A 23,042-nucleotide genomic window follows, 5' to 3' on the forward strand; every position below is an offset into this window, starting at 1 on the left:
TTTGGATAGGAGGAATGAATGAGAGATGGAGAATATGAAATGGCAGACACCAGAAGAATTACGGAGTTTGTTAGCGGAGCTTGTTAGCTGGAAAAGTATGACATTATCAGAAGGGGAAAGACAGTTTCCTATTAAATTACAGGCAAAGCTACAGGATTTGACTTATTTTCAAAAAAATCCGGAACATCTTAAATTGCATGATGCCGATCTACGAAGAAAGTTTCTAACTGCACTTTATAAACATCCAAAAGCGAAAAAGACGATTTGCTTCATTAGTCATTTTGATACGGTAAATACAGAAGAATATGGAGATGATGAACCGCTTGCAACACAACCGGAGGAATTAACGAAGGTTTGGAAAGAACGAACGGATAATTTACCTAATGAGGTTATTCACGATATTGAATCTGGTGAATATTTATTTGGACGGGGCACCATGGATATGAAGATGGGACTTGTGATGCATATGCGTATAATTGAAAAAGCAAGTGTAGAAAGTTGGCCAATTAATCTATTGTTGCTTACTGTACCTGATGAGGAAGTAAATTCATCTGGGATGCGCCATGCGGTTCCGAAACTAATCGAGATACAAAGGAAACATCATTTAACATACAGTTTGTTTTTAAATAGTGAACCGGTATTTTCCCAGAATCCAAATAACGATCATTACTATTTTTACACAGGTTCCATTGGGAAAATATTAGCGGCTGCATTATTCTATGGGAAAGAGACACATGCAGGCGAATCATTAAAAGGGATGACCTCACCATTTATAAGTTCTTATTTAACGAGAGAAATGGAATGGAATGCTAGTTTTCAAGAAACGGTGTTCAATGAAAAAACTCCTCTGCCAATAACTTTACAACAAACGGATTTAAGGCTTTTATATTCCACTCAAACCCCTTATCGTTCTTCCGCACTATATAATATTTTTGTATTTAGAAAAAATGCATCAGAAGTTTTCGAACAGTTCGAGCAAGTAGCGAAACAAGCGGCAAAAAAATGTAATAACGATTATAACAACATATGTAAAGCTAATGAAACTGAGCCCATTGGCGAAGTAAAAGTTATTAAATATAAAGATTTATTACAATATGCTGAGAAAAAGTTTGGTACTGAATTCATTAAAGATATTAAATCTGATATTTATTATCACGAGGAATGGGATGACCGGGAAAAATCACTCCGTATTACGGATCGTTTGATGATTCATTGTCAAGAGTTGGCACCGGCTATTGTTGTATTACTTGCTCCCCCGTATTATCCAGCAGTTAATTCGTCTAATCATCCATTAGTCAAGAAATGCTCCGAATATATCATACAGAGGGCAAAGGAAAAATATCAACTGACGATTAGTCAAATCCATTACTTTAATGGTATTTGTGATTTAAGTTATGTTAATTATAACGGTTCTAAGGAAGGGTGGAGTGCATTTGAAGAGAATACACCAGTTTGGGGAGATACGTATTCTATCCCCTTTGAAGATATGCAAAAACTGCAAGCTCCTGTATTAAATGTCGGTCCTTTCGGCAAAGATCCACACAAACGTTCGGAACGTTTGCATATACAAAATGCTTTTGTAGAAACTCCGGATTTACTGGAAGACATGATTAAAATGATCATAAATGAAAAAAGTATAGACAAAGATAAAGAAAATATCAAAAACTAGCAATCCCTTGACCCATAAGGGATTGCTAGTTTTTGATTATACAGAATTATTTAAAAAACATATTATTTGATACTATATCTTAGTATTTAATAGGTTTTGGCATGTATTGTTTATGAATGGTAGCGCATGATGTTTAAACACATCTTATCCAATTTTATCTATTTTGACGAAACATTTTTTACCATTTAAGCTAATTAACGTATTGAATAATAAAAACTTTCTCGGAGGTGAAATCATTAATATTTCAGAAGTAGTGGATAGATTGAATATAACGACTACGGAATACCACTTCCGTAAGCCAAATAAAGATGACGGGGCTTCTGTTTGGGAGCTTGTTAAACATACTGGAAATTTAGATCTCAATTCTTCTTATAGCTATTTAATGTGGTGTGAGATTTTTTCCGATACTTCCATTGTAGTGGTAAGAAAAGATGCACAAAAAGTCGTTGGTTTTATTTCTGGATTTATTCATCCAGAAAAGGAAGATACGTTGTTTATTTGGCAGGTTGCAGTTCATGAATCTGAACGGGGAAATGGATTGGCAACCAAGATGTTGTTACAGTTACTTGACCGTGATACAAGTGAAAATGTTCACTATGTTGAAGCGACCGTATCACCGTCAAATACTCCTTCAAAGCGTTTATTCTTAGGCCTTGCAAGAAAGTTTGAGACAAATTGGGTAATTAGTGATTACTTTACTTCGGATGACTTTCCAAGTTTAGAACATGAAGAGGAACTATTGTTTAAAATTGGACCGTTTGAAAAATAAAAATTAAAAATACGTGTTCAAAAAGGAGGATGAAAAGGACCAAGAAGTTCGAGGCGGCGTAGCTCTGAGTAGCGGAACGTATGCAATTAATACGTGAGCAGACGCTCTTGCACGCCGGAAAAGTGGTTTTCTTTTCCAAGGAACGGAAAAGCAAGCCAACTAGAAACATCGACGTGTCATTTTCACCGGACTTTTTGAATAACCTTGAAAAGGATGAGATAATGATAATGACGACTGCTGTAATAAACAATAATAAGATGGAAACATTTGAGAAATTGGAATCTGCTGTTAGGAGCTACAGTCGTGGTTGGCCTACAGTATTTGAGAAGTCAAAAGGATATAAACTATGGGATGTAGATGGAAAAGAATATATCGATTTTTTTGCCGGGGCAGGTACATTAAACTATGGGCATAATGATACGAAAATGCAGGAAAAAATTATTGAATATATTCAACAAGATGGGATCCTTCATAGCCTCGATATGGGAACAACTCCAAGAAAAGAATTTTTAGAAACCTTCCAAGAAGTCATACTTACACCTCGAAACCTTGATTATAAAGTTATGTTTCCTGGCCCAACTGGAACCAATTCAGTAGAAAGTGCATTGAAGATAGCTAGGAAAGTTACAGGGCGCGATACGGTAATAAGTTTTACAAACGCGTTTCATGGAATGACAATCGGATCATTATCTGTGACAGGTAACTCTTTTAAACGCCATGGTGCTGGTGTACCGCTCCACCATACGGTATCAATGCCTTTTGATGATTATGTGGAAGATCAAAACTCTATTGCATATATTGAAAGATTTCTAGAAGATAGTGGTAGCGGTGTTGCATTACCTGCAGCGATTATTTTAGAAACGGTGCAAGGAGAAGGTGGAATTAATGCTGCGCGTATGGACTGGCTGAAGAAAATAGAGCGTATTTGTCGTCGTTGGGATATTCTATTAATTGTCGATGACATTCAAGCAGGATGTGGAAGAACTGGTACATTCTTTAGTTTTGAACCAGCTGGGATTAAACCGGATATCGTTTGTCTTTCTAAATCAATCGGCGGCGTTGGACTACCAATGGCACTAACACTGATTAAACCTGAATATGACAAATGGGGACCTGGTGAGCATAACGGAACTTTCCGCGGTAACAACCTAGCATTTATCGCAGCAAAAGAAGCACTTAGATTTTGGGAAACGGATCAATTCTCCAGCGAAATACAAGATAAAGCAAAATTGTATAAAGTGAAAATAGACAAGATAATCGCCAAATATCCTGAATTAAATGGGGAAGCTCGCGGGAGAGGTTTAATGCAAGGAATTGCGGTTCATGTTGATGACCTCGCTAGTAAAATTTGCACAAAGGCATTTGAACGTGGGCTAATTTTAGAAACATCTGGACCTAATGATGAAGTTGTTAAGTTCCTTCCGCCTCTTATTATTGATGAAGAAGGGATAATGAAAGGGATGGCAATTCTAGACGATAGCATTGCTCAAGTTCTATCTAAATAATCCCCGCGTAGGATATATAATAGAAAAGGAGATGAACAATATGATCGTAAAATCACTTGAAGATATTATAGGAACAGAAGCTGAAACTAAAGGGGAAACATGGGCTAGCCGCAGATTTGTTTTAAAGAAAGACGGTGTAGGTTTCAGTGTAACGAATACAGTTATTGAAGCTGGAACAGAAAATTACTTTTGGTATAAAAACCATATTGAAGCCGTTTATCTTATTGAAGGTGAGGGTGAGATTGAAAAAGTAGAGACAGGGGAAGTGTGGCAACTTAAACCACATACGATGTATCTATTAGATCAGAATGATAAACACATAGTACGTGTTAGAAAGAGAATGCAAATGATTTGCGTATTTAATCCACCTTTGGTAGGGACGGAAACGCATAATGAAGAAGGATACTATCCACTATTAACGGAATAGGGTATATAAAAGAACAGGTACACGGTGTATCTGTTCTTTTCTATGAAGTAAAAAAGTATAAAAATTGAGCTTATTAAATTCTGTCTTAGGGAAGGCCACGTCCAGCTCCAGCGCCCAGCGACTAGCGAGACTTCCTTCACCTCCGTGCGATAAGTCAACATCGACTCACTTCGTTCGTCGTGTTTCCTTTATCTCCTACGGAAGTGGAATGTCCGATTAAAACCGCCGCTTTGCGCGGCAATATCGGACCACCTGGCATGGCCAGGCGCAGTCCGTACGTCGCTAAACGGGCGCTTCCGCTTTTGCTCTTTAAAGATTTTCAAGTTCTTCAAGTTCCTTCTCTACTTCTTTTTTTATCTTTTCAATACATTCTTCTGTTGTTTTGCCGAATACCCGTTTTCCGTTTACCATGGCATATGGTCTCATTGCACACATTCCACAATAATTCATGCATTCATAACTCATGACGGCAACTTCGGGACGGTTAAATACTTCCTCTAATTCTTCAGAAGAGAGTATATTGTAATCACATACTTCAATAATGATGAATCCCATATTAAACACGCTTTCCTTACAATCCAACATTTTTTCATTATGGATTTTAAATTTTAATTCTTCATCTATCTTACATAATGATTTGGACTTGTACAACTAGTTGAATTGGAGAGATGTTACTTTGTATCGGGATACATTTCCCTTAGAAATCGAATAGATTGTTGGATTAATTTCTTTAACACTTCCACATCAATGTCTGTGATTTTATTTATATATACACAAGATTTCCCCGCTTTATGTTTCCCAAATTCCTGTAGTAACACATCCCGTTCGGTATCTCCGGTAGCAAAATATAAACTAAAATTGGCTTTGCGCGGTGAAAAGCCAACTAAAGGTGCATCGCCTTCATGGCCGGTTGCATATTTGTAATGATAAGATCCGAAGCCAATGATACTGGTTCCCCACATTTTTGCTTTGTATCCGGTCGTTTCTGTGAAGATATCGAGTAAACGATAGGCATCCTCACGTTTTTTTGAATTCTCGACTTGTTCAATAAATTCAATTACACTATTATCATTTTCTTTTGTCTTTAATTCATACATTTAAATCCTCCTTTAATCAGATTTTTTTAATAGATTTGTTAGTTCTTTTCTATACCTTCTGCGAGGACGCGGAATCTTAAATTTCTTCCCATTTGAATGATGGTATCTACTATGTTAATTCTCCATGAATGGTTTGTCTATTTTTGGTATATCAAATACCGAGTTTCTAATCATGCAAAATGGCCTCCAATTTTTTTACTACGTTCAAGGGTTACGCCAGCAGCCGTATAACTAGAAGCACGAAGAATAGCAGTAGAACCATATTTGTCACGAATCGCATCCATGACATATCCAATATCTGTCTTTTTTGAACGGTCCTCAAATAAATCGAGTTGGGTTTCTGCTTTATTAGAGAGGTTATCTAACGTAACGTAGACATGACGAATATTACTAAAACCATCGTAAAATTGATGAAAAAGCTGCATACAAATATGATGAACATCCATTGTCACATTTGTCGGAATCTCGATTGATTTGGAACGAGAAAAGCCGCCTCCACCTGTATCTTTGGAATAAGAGATACCTAGGTGAATGGTTTTTCCTACTTTGTCAGCAGTTCGGGCTCTTCGGCATACCTCTTCACATAAATCAAGGATACATGTAGAAATTTCTTCCTTTGTATAATCACGTAATAAAGCAATTCCATGACCAAACCCTTTTTGTTCTGTTTTCGTAAAGTTTCCATATACGGGACTTAAATCAATTCCCCAAGCATGAAAGTATAACTGCTCCCCCATAATCCCAAAGCGACTTTTTAAGTGGTCTAAACTATAATTGGCAAGTTGACCGAGAGTAACAATGCCCATTCGATTGAGATTGCGTTTCATTCTGCTACCAATTCCCCAAATTTCTTCAACAGGAAAGGGCCAAAGTTTTTCTTCTACATCTTCATATTTGCATTCGGCAATCCCGGATTTTTTCCCATGAATATCCATCACTACTTTAGCAAGAAACTTATTATCACCAATTCCAATAGAAGAAGTGATTCCAAAATGATCGAAAATATCTTGTTTGATTTTTTTTGCTACTTCCCAACGATCACCGAAAAGCTTTTTCAATCCATTTACAGTAACCCAAACTTCATCCACAGAGTATTGATGGATGGCTTCTTTCGGAACATATTGGTTAATTAATTTTGTAATTTCAATAGAAACATGGAGATAATCTGCCATATGTGCAGGGACAATATGAATATCTGGATCTTTCGGCAATTCAAAGTAGCGGCTGACATTGCTAATACTATACTTTTTTTTCAAAGTTGGAGAAGCAGCCAGTACAATACTGCCCGAACGATTAGGATCCCCAACTACTGCGAGTAAGGTAGTCATTGGATCCAGTCCTAATTTAATTGCTTCTACACTAGCATAAAATGAACGCATATCAATACATAATACATCATTTCGAGGATAAGGAGAGTAATCCATCATCTTCACCGCCTAAAGTTATGAAACGTATGTTCTTATTTTAGGTAACTTTTTTTAAAATAGCAATGGGAATTTATTCCGGAAGACTTTTATCCCTAGAAGCTTAAGGTGGGAGTTTTACTGCCCGTAAAGGTCCGATAAGTCCATCAGTGGGGGATGAAGGAAAACCTCTACTGATGGAAGTCTTCTTTATCACGTATGAATGAAAAGGAGGTATAACTAGGAAAAATTAAACCACTCTAAGGATGAAGGAGGTAATACTTACATGACACAATTAAGAAATATGATGACGCAACATGTAATGACCGTAAATGAATCACAATCGGTACAAGAGGCAGCTGCTATTATGAGCCAGTACAATATTGGAGCGGTACCTGTTGTTAACAGTGGAGGTCAAATGGTAGGGATTGTAACGGATCGTGATATCACTTTACGTACAACAGCACAAGGACAAAATGCACAAACGCCGGTTTCCGAGGTAATGACAGCGCAACAAATGGTAAAAGGTACTCCAGATATGGATGCAGACCAGGCTGCAGAGTTAATGTCACAGCAACAAATTCGTCGATTGCCAATTGAGGAAAATGGTCAGTTAGTTGGAATGGTAGCATTAGGAGATTTAGCAGTTCAGAATCAACATGCTGATGAAGCTGGACAAGCGCTAGCAAGTATTTCTACCCCGTCTTCCCCACAACAATAAAAAAATACGGGGATGCTGAAGTCGCATCCCCGTATTTATTACATACTAGTAACCACCAACATAGGAAGTTCCAACGATAATTAAAAGGATAAATAGAACTACAATTAACGCGAAGCTACTACTTCCGCCATAACCGCCGCTGTAACTCATAATCTCACCTCCATTTACAATAATAGTATATGGATAAGGCAAAAGAGAGTAAGGGCAAGAAAACTAGTCTCATAAAAAGGGGTTTTTCCACTATCCCAGGCCGCGTCCCCGAAGCGCCCGGCAATCGGACCACCTGTTATTGCGGAGTGCAGTTTGTATGTTGCTACGAAGCACAGGAGTTGCGTCAGGACGTCGCGTTTTTAGCCTGTAAGGGCACTTACGCCTTTGTTATGAGAAGGTGACCTCTAATTTTCCGATGGAGGAGTAAGACACTTCATATTTACCAACTTGTACAGGTAAAGGTGAAATAAAGGTTCCAGAAGAAATCATCATTCCTTTTTTAAGTATTTTATTATGACTAGCAAGCTTTTTAACTAACCATGCTACAGCAGATACCGGATTATCTAACACTGCTGAAGAAACACCCTCACTAATTTTTTCACCATTGTGGAAAAGTTCCATTTTAATATTAGCTAATTCATCCAATGAAGGTGGAGTAACTCCTTCAGAAACAACCACAAGTCCTGTTGCTGTATCATCGGAAAGTAGGTCAGCTAAAGAGAAGTTAGGGAACCAATCTATATAGCGTGAATCAGGAATCTCAAGTCCAGCTGCTATCTTACTCTTATTAAGAATTTCTTCTTCTGTTGCAGTAGGGGATAAATCCTCTGTTAATATAAACACTAATTCTGGCTCAACTAATGGTGCAAATAAATTAGATAAGGAAATATTGTTACCGGATTCGACAATATTGGAAGTGAGTAATGTTCCGTATGCCGGTTCATGAGTATTTGCTATAGCCTGTGTTTCTTTACTTGTCATACTAATTTTATATCCAACAATTTCTTCGTTATGTACTTCTTGAATTCTTTTCATTAACTCATCTTGAACAGCATATGCAGTACTTTCATCTAACGTATACTCATTTCGAATGAACTCGATTGGAGTTTTGGTTTCACGAGCTTGGTAAATTTTTGTAACGATTTCTTCTATTATATTGTTGTTCATTTTGAAACACCCCTTTGTTGTTATAAAATAATGATAGTATAATCAACGAATTCTGTAAATTCATTCAGACGTTAATGGAAATACATATCTATGGAGCTGAAATCTACGGGATAGTTTAATCTATCCCTTTCTCCTCGTGAAGAGTACTACTAAAATATTATCTTACCTAAAAATATGATAGAATGATAAGTAAATTTATTGAATTTCTTCGTGGAATCTTCCAACTTCCTCTCTTTTTAAACCCATAAATAGTAGAATAAGGTGATACTATGAAATTAATACTCGCAGAAAAACCATCCGTTGCTAAAAATATAGCGGATGCTTTAAAAATAAAGACGAAAAAAGATGGCTATTTTGAAGGGAATGGCTATTTAGTGACTTGGGCTTTTGGTCACTTAGTAGAACTTTATGATGCAAAGGATTATGATAGCAAAATGGCTCGCTGGAAAATGGAAAACTTTCCATTTATCCCTAATGAATTTAAATATAAGGTGAAAAGTAATCCAAGAGATAGAGAAAAACCAGATAGTGGAGCAAATAAACAATTAAAACTAATCCATCAATTAATACATAGAACAGATGTAGAAGCAATTATTTCAGCGTGTGACTATGACCGAGAAGGACAGTTAATAGGCGATAGTATTATATACCGTGGGGGAAGACAGTCCAAACCGGTATATCGTTTACTATTAAATGAATGGACACCGAATGAAGTAATAGAAGGATTGGCAAAAGTAAAACCAAATCAAGCGATGAAAGCCCTAAGAGATGCTGGGATAAGTAGACAATGGGCGGACTGGGTTATTGGAATAAACTTAACTTCTGTAGCAACATTGAAATATCAAAAAGGCAGAGGAAAAGCACTAAATATTGGTCGAGTATTGTTACCCACGTTAAAGATTATTTATGATCGTGATAAAGAAATTGAAAAATTCGTCCCAGAAAACTACTTTAAATTAGAAGCCACTTTTCAGACAAATAATAGTGAAGAATATAAAGGAATTTATAGGGAGAAAAAAGAAGATAAGTTTAAAGACAGGGAGTATTTAGAAGAAATACAAAGAAATCTTCTAGGTAGACAAGCTACTATTGTAGATAAACAAGTACAGAGGAAGAAAGAGTTTCCGCCATTTCTATTTAATCTTTCCAATTTACAAGGACATATAACGAATAAATATAAAGGTTGGACCTCTGATAAAGTTTTGAAAGTAGCACAATCACTCTATGAAAAGAAGTTAATCACATATCCGCGGACAGCAAGCATCGCACTAGAAGAAAGTTTAGTAGGAAAGACCGCTCAAGTTTTAAAAGTACATACAGAAAATTTGCCATATAAAGATGAAATAAAATTTGTCAAATCAAAGAGAATTTTTAACAATGCTAAGGTGGAAAGTCATAGCGCCATTATTCCTACTTATCTAAAGCCTAAACGTATGACACAAGATGAATCTATCGTTTATTCTGCTATATTAAATCGTTTTATCATGCAGTTTATGCCCGTCGCGGAATATGAAGAAACGACTTTAACCATGAAAGTTGATTCCAGTCCATTGAATGGAGATTTTCACTCAAAAGGAAGGGTACAACTTATAGATGGATGGAAAAAGGTAGAAAAAATGGAATCAAAAGATACCTTATTACCACATGTACAATTAAATGAACAGGTGCATATAAAACATTCAGAGGTTACCAATCATGTCACAAAACCACCAAAACCCCATACAGAGAAAACACTTCTTCGTGTAATGGAGACATGTGGAAAAAACTTGAAAGAGGAAAGTGACGAACTTCTTGGCAGTATTTTGAAAGGATTTAGCATTGGAACCCCGGCAACAAGAGCTGAAACGATTAAAAAATTAAAAGATGTAGGGTATATTTCTAATTCTGGGAAAAATTTAAGCTGTACGGAACTCGGTGTGAAATTGGTAGAAACTTTTCCTGTGCAAGAATTATTTGATTTGGACTTTACTGGTAGATTGGAAAAAGTTCTTTCAGACATTCAAAAAGGAAAGGCGAGTAAACAGGAATTTTTAAGCACCGTTTTCCAATTTACCATAAATTCCGTAGAAACAGTTAAAAGTGCTGAAGACATAATCATTCATGAAGTGAAAAGTAAAAAGGTGACTAATGAAGTACTTGGTAAATGCCCAGAATGTGGAAATGAAATTATTGATGGATATAAAGGATTTGGATGTAGTAATTGGAAGAATGGATGTAAATTTATCATATGGAAGAATGATAAATTTTTACAAACGATGAAAAAGAAGCCAACAAAAACGATGGTAAAGCAAATTCTGAAAAATAATAAAGTATATGTAAAAGGATTAACGAGTAAAAATGGAAAAAAATTTAATGCGTATTTAAGCTATGAGAAAAATGCAGACAATAATTACTATAGTTGGAAAATGGAATTTAAGAAAAAATAAGGGAGCTGACCTTGGTTATTTTCAACCTTTAGAAAATAGTCATAATGCTTGTTCATTTCTCTTATAATAATGTAGTAATGTATTCTTTTTCAATCTAATTTTAATCCTTCTAGTATATTTAGACTTATTTCGACAACTAGTCCTTATTACTGTGGTTGCAACATTTTTAGTAGTTAGGTAATATTGGACAAGAACATAGTTTGCAGGCTTATTAGACTTTGGGATTTTATCCCACCTAAACGAACAGTAAGATTTTTCACCTTAAGCTTCTAGGGAAACCAAGAAGGTAGGTGGGGGACTGACTGCCCGTAAAGGTTCGATAAGTGCGACTAATCATCAGTGGGATGAAGGACCCCCCACTGACGGAAGTCTTCTTTATTGGAGGGAGAAAATGTTTAATAAAAAAATGGTATCCATCTGTATCATCTGTTTATTATTCTTAGGTGCATGTAACAATGGAGAAAAAGTTAATACCGTTATCAAAAATCCAAATAACGAAACTAATAATAATCAAACCGAGGTAAAAGAAGAAAAAGGCAATGAACAAGTAAATGAAGAGAAGCATGAGAATGACCCGGGTATAGAGACTTCCTCAGAAAGTGAGTCAGTTTCTAAAATAAATTCTTTAGAACAGATGAAAGAACAAAAATCAGGATCATTAGTACAAGATGCTACGCCCCAATTTGAAGTAGAAAATTCGGCTATTGAACCACTAAATTCTAATCAAATAAAAGCAATGATTGAGGAACTAGAAAAATTAACTAATGAAACAGCGGATGCAACGGAGATTTATAATAAAATCGTTCAATTACTCCGTTCCCCTAATTATAAAGAAATAATTAATAGAGCAGAGAATTTTGAGCCAAGATTTGATAAACCATTTATGCCAAGCGTTAGTGAGGAAGATAATAATGATGTGCAGTCTAATCGTGGAAAGGCTATCATTCTATTAGATGCAAAATCTAGCATGCTTTTATCGCAAGATGGTCAGTTAACATTAGAAACCATTAAAAATTCTATTACTCGATTTGCAAAAATAATTGGCCAAAATAATGAGGTTTCCTTAATTGTCTACGGTCATAAAAATAATAATTCGGAAACCGATCATGTACAAGCCTGTAATGCGGTTGAAGAAATGTATCCGATGGGGGCCTTTGATGAAGAGCAATTCAAACAATCATTAAGAACGATAGAAGGTAATGGTGAATCTCCGTTGTCACAAGCTTTGAAAAAGGCGGAAGAAATTAGCGGAGAGGAAGATGAAGAAGTTTCTATTTATGTGATAAGTAACGGTGCGGAAACATGTAATGGAGATCCAGTTAAGGAAATTAAAACGTTTATGAGTAAAAATGTAGATAGATCCGTTCATATTATCGGCCTTGAAGTTGATGAAGATGCAGGGGATATGCTGAAGGAACTTTCCATTTTAGGAAAAGGATCCTACTATTCCGTAAAAAATGAAGAAGAGTTAAAGAATATAATTGGTGAGAAATGGCTAAAAAACTACATTGATTTAGCTCTTGCTCATACCAAAGCACCAGGGCCATGGGAAATATTAGATGAATATAATCGATTTGATGAGGACTTAAACCAAATTAGAGAAGTTATTAAAACGGAAAAATCAAGATATGACCAAGCCGTTCAAATTCTAAGTTTGGAAAAATTCGTTGATCAATCAATTGTTGATCAAGTGTCTGAGCTCATTATTGAAGAATATCGTAATAAGTTAGATATTATCAGTGAATTTCGTACAAATAAACTTGAGGAAATCGATCAAGAAGCGAAAGACATTAGAGATCAAGTAGAAGAATGGAAAGAACAAATGCAACAATTAGAAAACTTGGCGTTCGCTCAACCTAATAGCGAACACCAAGTTTTTTAATCTTTTTTTGGAAATTCACTGAGAAAACACTCGTTTATCACGTGTAACCCCCCCACTGATGGAAGTCTTCTTTATTAGCCTATTGGTGAAAAATTTGGTATTATATTAGATGTGAATTAATCATATCTTAACTAGCTGGCTTATTAAAATGCAACTCTTGGGACCCTAACTACTAAGTTCCATCATCAAAAAATGTAGTCTCGGCAGATTTATCACGTTCTATGTTGTAAGTCCCTAGTTAGAAATTCGATTCAATTAAGAATTGTGAGTTGTGATGGGGTGGCTAGTGGGGTTCTGATAAGTTTCACTTGATTATACTTTACTTTTTATTGTATAAGAGGTTTAATGTTACGTAGAGATAAATGTGTGAAACCTTATACATTTAACTTTACTAAAAGTACATATTAAAGATTAAGAAAGGTGATGTTTTAAATGAGTAAACCTAAAGTGGTCGTACTAGGTGCTGGTTATGCAGGACTAGTTACAGTAAGACACCTAACCAAAAAATTATCACAAGAAGAAGCAGAAATTGTTCTTATTAATAAACACAATTATCACTACGAAAGTACTTGGTTACATGAAGTAGCAGCCGGAACTCTTACTCCTAACCAAGCTCGTTTTATGATTAGCGATGTAGTAAATCCAAACCGTGTTCGTTTAGTTTACGATACAGTTGTTGAAATTAATAAAGATGAAAAACGCGTTGTCCTAGAAAATAGCGAAGTTACTTATGATTATCTAGTTATCGCATTAGGATTTGTAACAAATACATTTGGAATTAAAGGAATGGAAGAAAATGCATTCTTCATTCAAGATATAGATTCTAGTCGCTTAATTGCAGAGCATATTGAATATCAGTTCGCAAAATATAGTGCGGGAGAAATCACTGATGACGAGGCTTTGAACATAGTAGTCGGTGGAGGCGGTTTCACTGGAATCGAGTTTGTTGGTGAACTAGTAGAAGAAGTACCAAGACTATGTAAGAAACATGATATTCCACGTAACAAAGTACGTATTATTAATGTGGAAGCAGCTCCTTCTATATTACCTATGTTCGATAAAGATTTAGTATCTTACGCTATTCAATCACTTGAATCTCGCGGTGTAGAATTCCGTATGGGTGCTGCAATTTCTGAATGTACACCTGAAGGATTCATTGTTGGTGAAGATAAAGAATTAATCAAAGGTGGAACGGTTGTTTGGACTGGTGGCGTAACGGGTAGTCCAGTACTAGGTAAATCTGGCTTTGAATTAGTGAAAGGTAAAGTGAACGTTGATGCAGATCTTCGTATCCAAGGGGAAGAAGATATCTTTGCTTTAGGAGATTGTTCATGGGTAATGAACAAAGAAACGGGAAGACCTTATCCTCCAACTGGCCAATTAGCAACTCAAGAAGGTGTTGTAGCAGCTGAAAACATTGCGGCATTAATTCATAATGCACCGTTAAAAGACTTTGTCTTCAGTGATAAAGGTACCGTTGCTTCACTTGGTTTGACTGATGGAATCGGAAATATCTTCCAAGGAACTAAAATAAAAGGTAAATCTGCTGCAGCTATGAAGAAAGTCGTTGATGACCGTACATTGTTCCTAGTCGGTGGAGCAAAAACAGTAGTGAAAAAAGGTAAATTCCGTCCTTTTTAATAAGAAGGTAGACAATTGTTTGATGGTATAAAGTTTAAAAAAGTATTGCTCTAAAAGGGGAGGTAATTTTTAAATGAAAAACTTCTTATACGGTATATTACTTGTGCTTGTTGCATTGGTAGGGTATAGAGTAGCAAGTGATTGTTTAGAAGACAAAAGAGACTTCTATTAGGAATAAAGCCATTTAGCTAATTTAGCTAAGTGGCTTTTTTTACGAAGACTCACTCCATACGGTGCTAAATGGGCGATTGCGTTTTTCTTTTTACATGTTTCTGTTATTTTGCCTCATAATAAATGTGAGGTGAAAAAGATGTTGTTTTTAGCTTTTATTTTTGCTTTAGTTGGTCATCCTGTCGCATCGGATTCAGAAGACTTTGAGTTAAAAAAGAATAATGAAATATGGTTAGAAAAAGCGGAAATTCATCAGTATGAATTGACTAACTTTGATTCTATTTTTTTGGATATGAATAAACTGGAATTATTAATGGAGAACTTAGAGTCTAAAGTTTATAAAGAACCAACGAATGCAAAATTTGGGAAAAGCAATGAAATAATCGAGGGGAAGTATGGGCTAACGTTGGATAGAAATAAGTTTCTGGAGAATTTTCTTACTCATTATTATAGTTCTACCGATAAAAAGTTTAAAGTTCCTTTAAGAGAAATATATCCTAAAGTGGATAGTGGGTTACTAAAGGAAATTAGTGCAAAAAAGTTAGGAAGCTACGTTACTTCATTTAGTAGTAGTAATAAAGAAAGGTCTCATAATATTTCATTGGCTACAGAGGCAATTGATAATATTGTTGTTTTTCCAGGAGAGACTTTTTCCTTTAATGACATTGTTGGTGAGCGAACAAAAGAGAAAGGGTATAAACGTGCACCTGTCATTGTGAGAGGAGAATTATCGGAGGATATTGGAGGGGGAATTTGCCAAGTATCTTCCACACTTTTTAATGCTGTTGATTTAAAAGGTATACAAATAGTTGAACGTTATGCTCATAGTAAGAGAGTACCATATGTTCCGCCTGGAAGAGATGCTACCGTAAGTTGGTGGGGACCAGATTTTGTATTTAAAAATTTATATAATGATCCTATTCTAATCCGTGCGAAGGCTAGCAACGGTCAAATGATTGTAACGATATATTCTACAGAGTCTGCAGAAAACTTTACAGGCAATTAAATGGAGAAAGAACATCTAGTTGTTTACACTGGTTGTTCTTTTTTTGTTAAACATGATTTCCTTCCTTATTGGACTGTAGCGTTTTGATTTATTTACGCATAGGCTATAGCACATTAAGGAAAGGAAGGGGATTAAATGGATTTAACTTTAGCTCACTGGCTATACGGTATATTTACGATAGTTATTATCGTTACCATGATATTTAGAAAAGGCGTTGTTTTACCAACGATTTTAGGAACCTTTATTATTGCATGGGTTTTTACGGGGGACATCATTGGTGGATTTAAAGCCATTTTCCAAGCCAATTTAGTTGCAGCTCAAGAGTTATTTAACATTTTCTTAATTATTATGTTCATGCTTGCACTCCTTAATTCACTACGGGATTTAGGTGCGGATAAACGAATGATTCAGCCCATTCAAAAATTAATGGTCAATGGTCATGTTTCTTTCTTTGTGTTGGCGGTTGTCACTTATGTCATATCCTTATTCTTTTGGCCAACTCCGGCTGTCCCGTTAATCTGTGCATTATTAGTACCGGCAGCAGTTCGTGCGGGATTACCAGCAATTATTGCTGCAGTATCTATTGCCATAGCAGGACAGGGAATGGCCTTATCTTCTGACTATATTGTTCAAGTTGCCCCAAGTCTCTCGGCTGCATCTGGCGGATTAGATACATCCATAGTTGCGGATAAAGCTCTTATTTTATCGCTAATTTCTGGAGTTTTAGCATTAGGATTAGCTTATCTTTTCTATAGAAAACAAATCCGATCGAAGGACAATGAAAATATTCAAAATGAATTAAGAAATTTGCAAACATCGGACGAAACAAAAAATGTGGCTAAGACTGTGAATCTTAAATTATGGAGTAAGGTTTTTGCAATATTTGTACCAATTGCTCTTCTCTTAGTGCTTATTGTTATGTTAGTGAATAAGCTTTCTTCCGGTAATGGAGGATTAGTAGGAGGAGATGGAGCTGCTTTTGTTGGTGGTGTAGCTGCTATTTTATTGCTAATGTCAACTCTTGCTTTCGGTAAATCAGAAGCATTAAATTATATTAGTAATCATATTACGGACGGTTTCGTATTTGCATTCAAAGCGATGGGGCCTGTCATCCCGATTGCAGGTTTCTTCTTTCTAGGTAGTGGGGACTTTTCCGGAGCTATATTGGGAGTGGAAAATGGGCCTTCTTTATTATTTGGATTAGTTGAAGCCACGCAAGAATTCCTACCACAGAGTGCATTTTTTGCTGGGTTTAGTATCTTAATTATAGGTATTATTACTGGGCTAGATGGATCTGGTTTTTCTGGTTTACCATTAACTGGTGCGCTTGCAGCAAGTTTGGAGAATGGTTCTATCGATGCAACAACATTAGCAGCAATTGGTCAAATGGGTGCAATCTGGACTGGAGGAGGAACCATCATAGCATGGTCATCTTTAATTGCTATAGCGGGACTATGCGGAGTTTCCGTAATGGATTTAGTACGGAAAAACTTTTTACCAGTAATTATTGGCTTGATTGTTTCAACAGCTATAGCTGTATTCCTATTAGGATAATCTAATCCTTTGAAACATATAAATGTTAACAAGACTAATAGGAGAGTGGAAAATGACAAAAAATACGGGATCCATTGTTCATGAATCACTTGATGCTTTATTTGAGGATAGTACTTTTTTGCCGGAATTACAGAATGAAGAGAGGGAAAAAGCATTACGGTCCATTCGTTCTATTCTTTCAACGCCAAATCATGTGTATAAATCGTTTTTAAGATTGCCATTAAACAATGGAGAAATAGTTCGAATACCTGCTTTCCGTGTTCAACATAATAATATTTTAGGAGCTTACAAGGGCGGTATTCGATTTCATGAGACAGTAAATGAAGATGAAGTAATAAATTTAGCAACCTTAATGACGTTGAAAAATGCTGTCCATGATGTTCCTTTTGGGGGAGCAAAAGGTGGAGTAATAATTAATCCCAGAAATTTTGAAAACGAAGAACTTAATTTAATTTGCAAAAAGTATGTTCGTTATTTTAGTGATATTATTGGACCTGACAAAGATATTCCGGCTCCGGATATGGGTACTAGTGAAAGAGAAATGGATTGGATGATGGCAGAATATAAAAGTATTCATCCGGGTGAAAGTTATCTTGGAAGCTTTACAGGGAAAAGTATTGTAAATGGCGGCTCACTTGGAAGAAAGACAGCAACTGGTAAAGGCGTGTATTACTCTTTTCGCTACATGTTGTATGACTTTTTAAATCAAAATAAAGATTGGCTTGGGAGTCAAAATAATCAATATGCTAACAAACTTATAGCTTTAAAAAATAAGCCATTAAACATAGCCATTCAAGGTTTCGGAAATGTAGGATCCATTATCGCTTCTGAAGCTTTTAGATGTCAGTATTTAGAAAATAAAATTATTGCTATAAGCGATCGAAATGTTACGTTGTTTCATTCTGATGGATTGGATATAACTAAATTAATAAACTATACGCAAGGAAATTATGGGGATCTTCCAAAGAATGAGAAGGAATTAGAAAAAGCAAATATATCAGCTAAAATAATGCCTCGGGATGACTTGTTGACATTAGATGTAGATGTCCTCTTTTTAGCTGCACTTGAAGATCAAATTCATATTAACAATATGAATAATATCAAGACAAAGGTAATCGTTGAAGGAGCAAATTCACCTATAACGGGTAAAGCGGATCTTTTTCTAAATAAGAAGAAAAAATTATTATCCCTGATATTTTAGCAAACGCTGGTGGTGTTATTGTTTCTTACTTTGAATGGATGCAAGGAAGAAAATTTTACACGGAAGATGAAGTAAATAACCAATTATTTGAGAAAATGAAAAAGACCTTCGAGATTGTTTATCCCAAATATTTTAGTGATCATTTTTCCTTAAGAGAAAATTGTTATATTCAAGCCGTAATGAAATTATCCATTGTACTTTACAAACAAGGAAAGTTATATTAAGCATTCCAAAACAGTTCCATTATGGGGCTGTTTTTATAAAAGATTCTGAATTGATGATATTTGCCAATGCTAAGTTACGGAAATGAAAGGCCCTATTGGTTAGGTACTAGAAGTGGTATTAAAGGCTGATAGTTTGAATAGATACATATATATATAAACATGTAAGGGAGACGATGGTATGGAATATTTACAAAAAATGCCAGGGAATTGGGAAAGTAGCAATTCATTTCTATGATTAATATAGAAAGTGGAGAGACACGATGGATGCTCTCCACATTGTATTCATCCCATCTAAGGGCGGTTCAAGCTTCTAGAGAAACAAAGGAGGTAGGTGGAAGATCAACTGCCCGTTTAATTCAAATATTTTTCGATTTTATCTATAGCAGTTTGTAATTTTTTACTATTCGTTTGATACAATGTTTTAGATTGCGGATTTTCAGTAGCCAAAGCAAACAATTCCAAATCTGCTTGACACTTTTTCATGGTGGCTAATAATAATGGTTTTTCATTTGGAGTTGGCACTGCAATTGTATCATCAAATAAATCAACATACAGTTGTCCATCTGTATCTGCTTGGCCGAGAAATACATTTTCAATGCTTATGTTGAGTTTTTCTAATTCCGTTTCAAGCCATGCCAAATTTAAGTTTAAATTAGCTAAAGACTCATATAATACTTTCCCGTCCATAATAACCGTTTGGGGTTCCTTTTGAGGTGCTAATTTTATACCTAGATCCTTGGCTGTTAATGGACGATTTTCTCTTTTTGGCAAGACATTTAGAGTTCCATCGGGCTCCAATACGGCAAATTCCACGTCATCAGCGAGAAATACATCTCTTTGTCGAAGTTTTTCAAGCAAATCATCTGTAGAATAGCCTTGTTTTTTTAAGTTATCCTCCATTATCTTGCCATCCTGAATAAAAACCGTGCTTTTTCCTTCCACAAAATTTCGGAAGGATTTACTTTTTAATGCAATTTTTTGAGCTGCAAATGGAACAAAAAACCAAATAAGCATTGCGATAATGGCATAAATAATATGAGAATTAGGATCAAATGTATGAATAGCAACAATTCCACCTAACACGACACCTGTTACATATTCAAAAACATTCATTTGGGATAATTGTTTTGATCCAAGTATTTTCGTAATCGTGAATAAAACAATCATAAGAATAAGCGACCTTAATATAACCTCTAACCATTCAGGAAAATCCGGCATATGACGTTTCTATCCTTTCCTTTTATAATTACTTATTGTATTGTGGTTCTTCACGTGTGAGGTGAATTACTTGCTGGTTCAAACTTTCTTTAACTTCAGAAATGATTTGCTGTGCTTCATTAAATGCTTGTTGGGAATCTACATCCTGTGCTTTATTTGCAAGAATTTGAAGTGTTGCTTCTATATTTTTAACAGATGCATAACATCCTTTTACTTCTGAACCTACTGTCATAAATGAATACTCCCCTTAAAAAATAATAAATCTAGCCTTTTGGACGAAATAGTAATGCACCAATAACTCCAAATATTATTGCTGCAGATATACCTGAGCTTGTAACTTCAAACATTCCTGTTACGACACCGATTAATCCGTGCTTCTCAGCTTCTTCCATAGCACCGTGAACCAAGCTATTACCAAAACTTGTAATTGGAACTGTCGCGCCTGCTCCAGCAAAATCAATTAGAGGTTCGTATAAGCCAATCCCATCTAAAACAGCACCGATTACAACAAGGGTAGTTAAAGTATGTGCGGGACTTAATTTAAATGCATCAAACATAATTTGTCCAATCACACAAATAAGTCCCCCGATAATAAATGACCAAAGGAAAATCATAAAACATCACTTCCTGACTCGATAGAAACTGCATGTGCGATACCAGGTATGGAATCGCCTTGATTGACACTAAGTGGCGAATGTAGGGCACCGGTAGCTACTACTAAAATACGATTTATTTTTCCTTCTCTAATCATTTTTACAAAATGTCCGTAAGCTACTATTGCCGAACAAGCAGGTCCACTTCCTCCTGCAAAAACTGGTTGATCCTCTTTATAAATGGTTAGTCCACAATCGACGTATTTTTCTTCTGGAATATTAATTCCTCTTTTATGAAGAAGATCCAATGAAACTTCTCTCCCGATACGAGCCAAATCTCCCGTAATGATAAGATCATAATAAGAATGATCAATATTTCTTTCCTTCAAATGTGTTTCAATTGTATCGACTGCAGCAGGTACCATGGCTCCACCCATATTAAATGGATCTGTCATTCCTAAATCGACTACTTTACCAATGGTCGCTGATGTAATAATAGGACCATTTCCTTCTTTTGCAACTAATGCACATCCTGCTCCTGTCACGGTCCACTGTGCTGTAGGTGGCTTTTGTCCTCCGTATTCTGTCGGGTAGCGAAATTGCCGTTCAGCAGAAGCATTGTGACTAGAAGTACCGCTAAGAATATAATTAGCTCCATTCCCATTAATAATGGCAGCGGATAATGCTAAACTTTCCGTAGAAGTAGCACATGCATTAAATAAACCTAAATAGGGGAGTCCCATTGTCCGAGCAGCAAATGTAGTCGGAGTAATTTGGTTGATAAGGTCTCCACTTATAAAAAAATCGACCTGTTCTTTCTCAATAGAACTTTTTTTAATAGCAACTTGACAAGCTTGTTCCATTAAAACTTGATGCGCCTTTTCAAATGAATCTTGATTAATCCACATATCTTCATGCAAAATGTCAAAGGCATATGGAATATTTCCTTGTGCTTCAAAAGGTCCGCCAACCGTACCAGTTTCAATAATTCTAGGTTTATTATGAAAAATCCAAGTTTGATGTCCAGTGAGCATTATAATCCACCCCATTGAATAAGAATGGTTTTAATCAGTGCAACAATAAAGGCAGAAAAAACACCGTAAACGATAACAGGACCAGCTAACTTTAACATGCTTCCTCCAACACCTAATATAAAACCTTCTGTACGGTGTTCGATAGCAGAGGAAATAACAGCATTACCAAACCCTGTTACGGGAACAGCGGTACCTGCACCGGCAAATTGCCCAATGTGATCATACACACCAAAACCAGTTAATAGCATCGTAATAAATATTAACGTGGCAACAGTCGGGTTTCCTGCTGTTTGTTCGGTAAAATCAAAAAAGTAAATATAAAACGTTGTTATGCATTGTCCTATTAAACAAATGGTTCCTCCGACTAAAAAGGCTTTTATACAATTCTTGAAAATAGGCCGCTTTACTTCCCTATCTTGCTGAAATGATTGATATTCCTGGGCTTGAGGAGGTAATTTTTTTTTCTTCTTATCAGACAATTTAATCCCTCTTTCTTAAAGATTTTCTTTTCTTATTATGTTTTCTCTTTAGATAATTTAGTAATACGATCAATCTCTTTATTTAATTTAGTTGGTTCGATTTTATCCGATTCGATTTTCTTTTCCAGTTCATCTAATTCCAAAAATATTTTCTTATCTACCGTAAGTTCAACATGAAAGTCTTTAAAATGTTTTTTTACTTCTTTTGTTAACTCTTTTTTTATTTTCTTTAATTGAAATCGTTTATTGTGCTCTATTTCTACTGCAATAATTAAATCTTTATCAGTATTTGCAGCTTTTATCCCAGTAACTTCATTATGTTTTTTTAATATTTCTTTTGCTTCATTAGAAGGTTCTTGATCTATCATTTGGCTTGAAGAAATATTTTTAACCTCTACTTTTTGATCATGGTTATTGGTATTTTTTACAGGAGAGTTATTTTGACATCCAAAAAGAATAAAACAAGTTATTATAATAAAAATCGTTTTATAAATTTTTTTCATTTTCTTCAGTCCTTTTTTCAAGAATATGTAAGAGGCTGGTAACATCCAGCCCCTTTTAATATAAATTGAGTTTATTGTTTATATTGAGGTTCTTCTTGTTCAATCTGTTGCATCCTAGGTTGTACACTATCTACAATAGCCTGAGTTTGTTGGGCTGCAGCCTGATAAATCTGTTTGGCTTGTTTATTATCTGTTTGTAATGCAAATTGTTCAAAACTTGCTTGAGCACTTTTCAAACCAGCAATTGTTTGTTTAACTTGAGTTCCTACAGTCAAAGGGATCCTCTCCTTTAAAAAATTATCAAGTGTAGTTTTTGTTATATGTTATTGAAATATACTTCTACATTTTTCCTTCTGAACCA

At 35.5% G+C, this 23,042-nt stretch carries 22 protein-coding genes and 1 pseudogene; 11 read left to right on the plus strand and 12 right to left on the minus strand.

Features of this window, described 5'->3' with window-relative positions; translation table 11 throughout:
• Positions 1-25: 25 nt before the first annotated feature.
• The 4 genes from ACFQ18_RS04650 to ACFQ18_RS04665 all read left to right on the plus strand — a co-directional run bounded on the left by ACFQ18_RS04650 (position 26) and on the right by ACFQ18_RS04665 (position 4,370).
• A complete protein-coding gene (locus ACFQ18_RS04650) occupies positions 26-1,669 on the plus strand; it encodes a M20/M25/M40 family metallo-hydrolase (RefSeq protein WP_047185436.1) in 1,644 nt (547 codons plus the stop codon).
• A 262-nt stretch (positions 1,670-1,931) separates the two neighbouring features.
• On the plus strand, positions 1,932-2,438 hold the full coding sequence (gene ectA, locus ACFQ18_RS04655) for a diaminobutyrate acetyltransferase (protein ID WP_047185463.1): 507 nt from the start codon (positions 1,932-1,934) through the stop codon (positions 2,436-2,438).
• Between the two features lie 227 nt (positions 2,439-2,665).
• Positions 2,666-3,943: a diaminobutyrate--2-oxoglutarate transaminase gene (gene ectB / locus ACFQ18_RS04660; RefSeq protein WP_145523895.1), complete on the plus strand. Its 1,278-nt coding sequence runs from the start codon at positions 2,666-2,668 to the stop codon at positions 3,941-3,943.
• A gap of 40 nt (positions 3,944-3,983) precedes the next feature.
• Complete coding sequence (locus ACFQ18_RS04665) at positions 3,984-4,370, plus strand: ectoine synthase (RefSeq protein ID WP_047185438.1); 387 nt, start codon at positions 3,984-3,986, stop codon at positions 4,368-4,370.
• 309 nt (positions 4,371-4,679) lie between these two features.
• Here ACFQ18_RS04665 and ACFQ18_RS04670 read toward each other — a convergent pair whose 3' ends face one another.
• The 3 genes from ACFQ18_RS04670 to ACFQ18_RS04680 all read right to left on the minus strand — a co-directional run bounded on the left by ACFQ18_RS04670 (position 4,680) and on the right by ACFQ18_RS04680 (position 6,891).
• Complete coding sequence (locus ACFQ18_RS04670; protein WP_204797836.1) at positions 4,680-4,925, minus strand: DUF1450 domain-containing protein; 246 nt, start codon at positions 4,923-4,925, stop codon at positions 4,680-4,682.
• Between the two features lie 116 nt (positions 4,926-5,041).
• Complete coding sequence (locus tag ACFQ18_RS04675; RefSeq protein WP_060668371.1) at positions 5,042-5,467, minus strand: DUF1801 domain-containing protein; 426 nt, start codon at positions 5,465-5,467, stop codon at positions 5,042-5,044.
• 170 nt (positions 5,468-5,637) lie between these two features.
• Positions 5,638-6,891: a DNA polymerase IV gene (locus ACFQ18_RS04680; RefSeq protein WP_145523553.1), complete on the minus strand. Its 1,254-nt coding sequence runs from the start codon at positions 6,889-6,891 to the stop codon at positions 5,638-5,640.
• A gap of 265 nt (positions 6,892-7,156) precedes the next feature.
• On the opposite strand from ACFQ18_RS04680, the gene ACFQ18_RS04685 reads away from it, so the two are divergent.
• Positions 7,157-7,591, plus strand: a complete 435-nt coding sequence (locus ACFQ18_RS04685) for a CBS domain-containing protein (protein WP_060668372.1) — start codon at positions 7,157-7,159, stop codon at positions 7,589-7,591.
• A gap of 45 nt (positions 7,592-7,636) precedes the next feature.
• Here ACFQ18_RS04685 and ACFQ18_RS04690 read toward each other — a convergent pair whose 3' ends face one another.
• Both ACFQ18_RS04690 and ACFQ18_RS04695 read right to left on the minus strand, forming a co-directional pair.
• Complete coding sequence (locus ACFQ18_RS04690) at positions 7,637-7,741, minus strand: YjcZ family sporulation protein (protein ID WP_047185443.1); 105 nt, start codon at positions 7,739-7,741, stop codon at positions 7,637-7,639.
• 228 nt (positions 7,742-7,969) lie between these two features.
• Positions 7,970-8,749, minus strand: coding sequence for a 2-keto-4-pentenoate hydratase (locus tag ACFQ18_RS04695; protein ID WP_204797835.1), 780 nt, complete (start codon positions 8,747-8,749; stop codon positions 7,970-7,972).
• Between the two features lie 269 nt (positions 8,750-9,018).
• Between ACFQ18_RS04695 and ACFQ18_RS04700 the strand changes: the two genes are divergently transcribed.
• The 6 genes and pseudogenes from ACFQ18_RS04700 (at position 9,019) to ACFQ18_RS04725 (ending at position 18,854) form a co-directional block, all read left to right on the plus strand.
• Positions 9,019-11,175: a type IA DNA topoisomerase gene (locus ACFQ18_RS04700; protein WP_204797834.1), complete on the plus strand. Its 2,157-nt coding sequence runs from the start codon at positions 9,019-9,021 to the stop codon at positions 11,173-11,175.
• A 391-nt stretch (positions 11,176-11,566) separates the two neighbouring features.
• The gene (locus tag ACFQ18_RS04705) at positions 11,567-13,057 is read left to right on the plus strand and encodes a vWA domain-containing protein (protein ID WP_204797833.1); all 1,491 of its coding nucleotides are present in this window, start codon (positions 11,567-11,569) and stop codon (positions 13,055-13,057) included.
• 432 nt (positions 13,058-13,489) lie between these two features.
• On the plus strand, positions 13,490-14,698 hold the full coding sequence (locus ACFQ18_RS04710; RefSeq protein WP_047185448.1) for an NAD(P)/FAD-dependent oxidoreductase: 1,209 nt from the start codon (positions 13,490-13,492) through the stop codon (positions 14,696-14,698).
• A gap of 310 nt (positions 14,699-15,008) precedes the next feature.
• Positions 15,009-15,875 carry a VanW family protein gene (locus ACFQ18_RS04715; RefSeq protein ID WP_047185449.1) on the plus strand — a complete coding sequence of 289 codons (867 nt, stop codon included), beginning with the start codon at positions 15,009-15,011 and terminating at the stop codon, positions 15,873-15,875.
• 135 nt (positions 15,876-16,010) lie between these two features.
• A complete protein-coding gene (locus tag ACFQ18_RS04720; RefSeq protein WP_047185450.1) occupies positions 16,011-17,429 on the plus strand; it encodes a hypothetical protein in 1,419 nt (472 codons plus the stop codon).
• Between the two features lie 52 nt (positions 17,430-17,481).
• Positions 17,482-18,854 (plus strand): annotated as a pseudogene (locus ACFQ18_RS04725) (Glu/Leu/Phe/Val family dehydrogenase).
• 351 nt (positions 18,855-19,205) lie between these two features.
• On the opposite strand, the gene ACFQ18_RS04730 reads toward ACFQ18_RS04725, so the two are convergent.
• The 7 genes from ACFQ18_RS04730 to ACFQ18_RS04760 all read right to left on the minus strand — a co-directional run bounded on the left by ACFQ18_RS04730 (position 19,206) and on the right by ACFQ18_RS04760 (position 22,956).
• Complete coding sequence (locus ACFQ18_RS04730) at positions 19,206-20,072, minus strand: DUF421 domain-containing protein (protein WP_204797832.1); 867 nt, start codon at positions 20,070-20,072, stop codon at positions 19,206-19,208.
• Positions 20,073-20,100: 28 nt separating this feature from the next.
• Positions 20,101-20,304 carry a DUF1657 domain-containing protein gene (locus ACFQ18_RS04735; RefSeq protein WP_047185453.1) on the minus strand — a complete coding sequence of 68 codons (204 nt, stop codon included), beginning with the start codon at positions 20,302-20,304 and terminating at the stop codon, positions 20,101-20,103.
• Between the two features lie 31 nt (positions 20,305-20,335).
• The gene (gene spoVAE / locus ACFQ18_RS04740) at positions 20,336-20,686 is read right to left on the minus strand and encodes a stage V sporulation protein AE (RefSeq protein WP_047185454.1); all 351 of its coding nucleotides are present in this window, start codon (positions 20,684-20,686) and stop codon (positions 20,336-20,338) included.
• Positions 20,683-21,699, minus strand: coding sequence for a stage V sporulation protein AD (gene spoVAD, locus ACFQ18_RS04745; protein WP_060669348.1), 1,017 nt, complete (start codon positions 21,697-21,699; stop codon positions 20,683-20,685). The genes spoVAE and spoVAD overlap by 4 nt, the downstream gene beginning before the upstream one ends.
• The gene (gene spoVAC / locus ACFQ18_RS04750; RefSeq protein WP_047185456.1) at positions 21,699-22,178 is read right to left on the minus strand and encodes a stage V sporulation protein AC; all 480 of its coding nucleotides are present in this window, start codon (positions 22,176-22,178) and stop codon (positions 21,699-21,701) included. The genes spoVAD and spoVAC overlap by 1 nt, the downstream gene beginning before the upstream one ends.
• 35 nt (positions 22,179-22,213) lie before the next feature.
• Positions 22,214-22,681 (minus strand): hypothetical protein, encoded by a 468-nt coding sequence (locus tag ACFQ18_RS04755; protein ID WP_047185464.1) that lies wholly within the window; start codon positions 22,679-22,681, stop codon positions 22,214-22,216.
• A gap of 71 nt (positions 22,682-22,752) precedes the next feature.
• The gene (locus ACFQ18_RS04760; RefSeq protein WP_047185457.1) at positions 22,753-22,956 is read right to left on the minus strand and encodes a DUF1657 domain-containing protein; all 204 of its coding nucleotides are present in this window, start codon (positions 22,954-22,956) and stop codon (positions 22,753-22,755) included.
• Between the last annotated feature and the right edge of the window lie 86 nt (positions 22,957-23,042).

The organism is Oceanobacillus caeni (assembly GCF_042678465.1).
GTDB classification, from domain to species: domain Bacteria; phylum Bacillota; class Bacilli; order Bacillales; family Amphibacillaceae; genus Oceanobacillus; species Oceanobacillus caeni.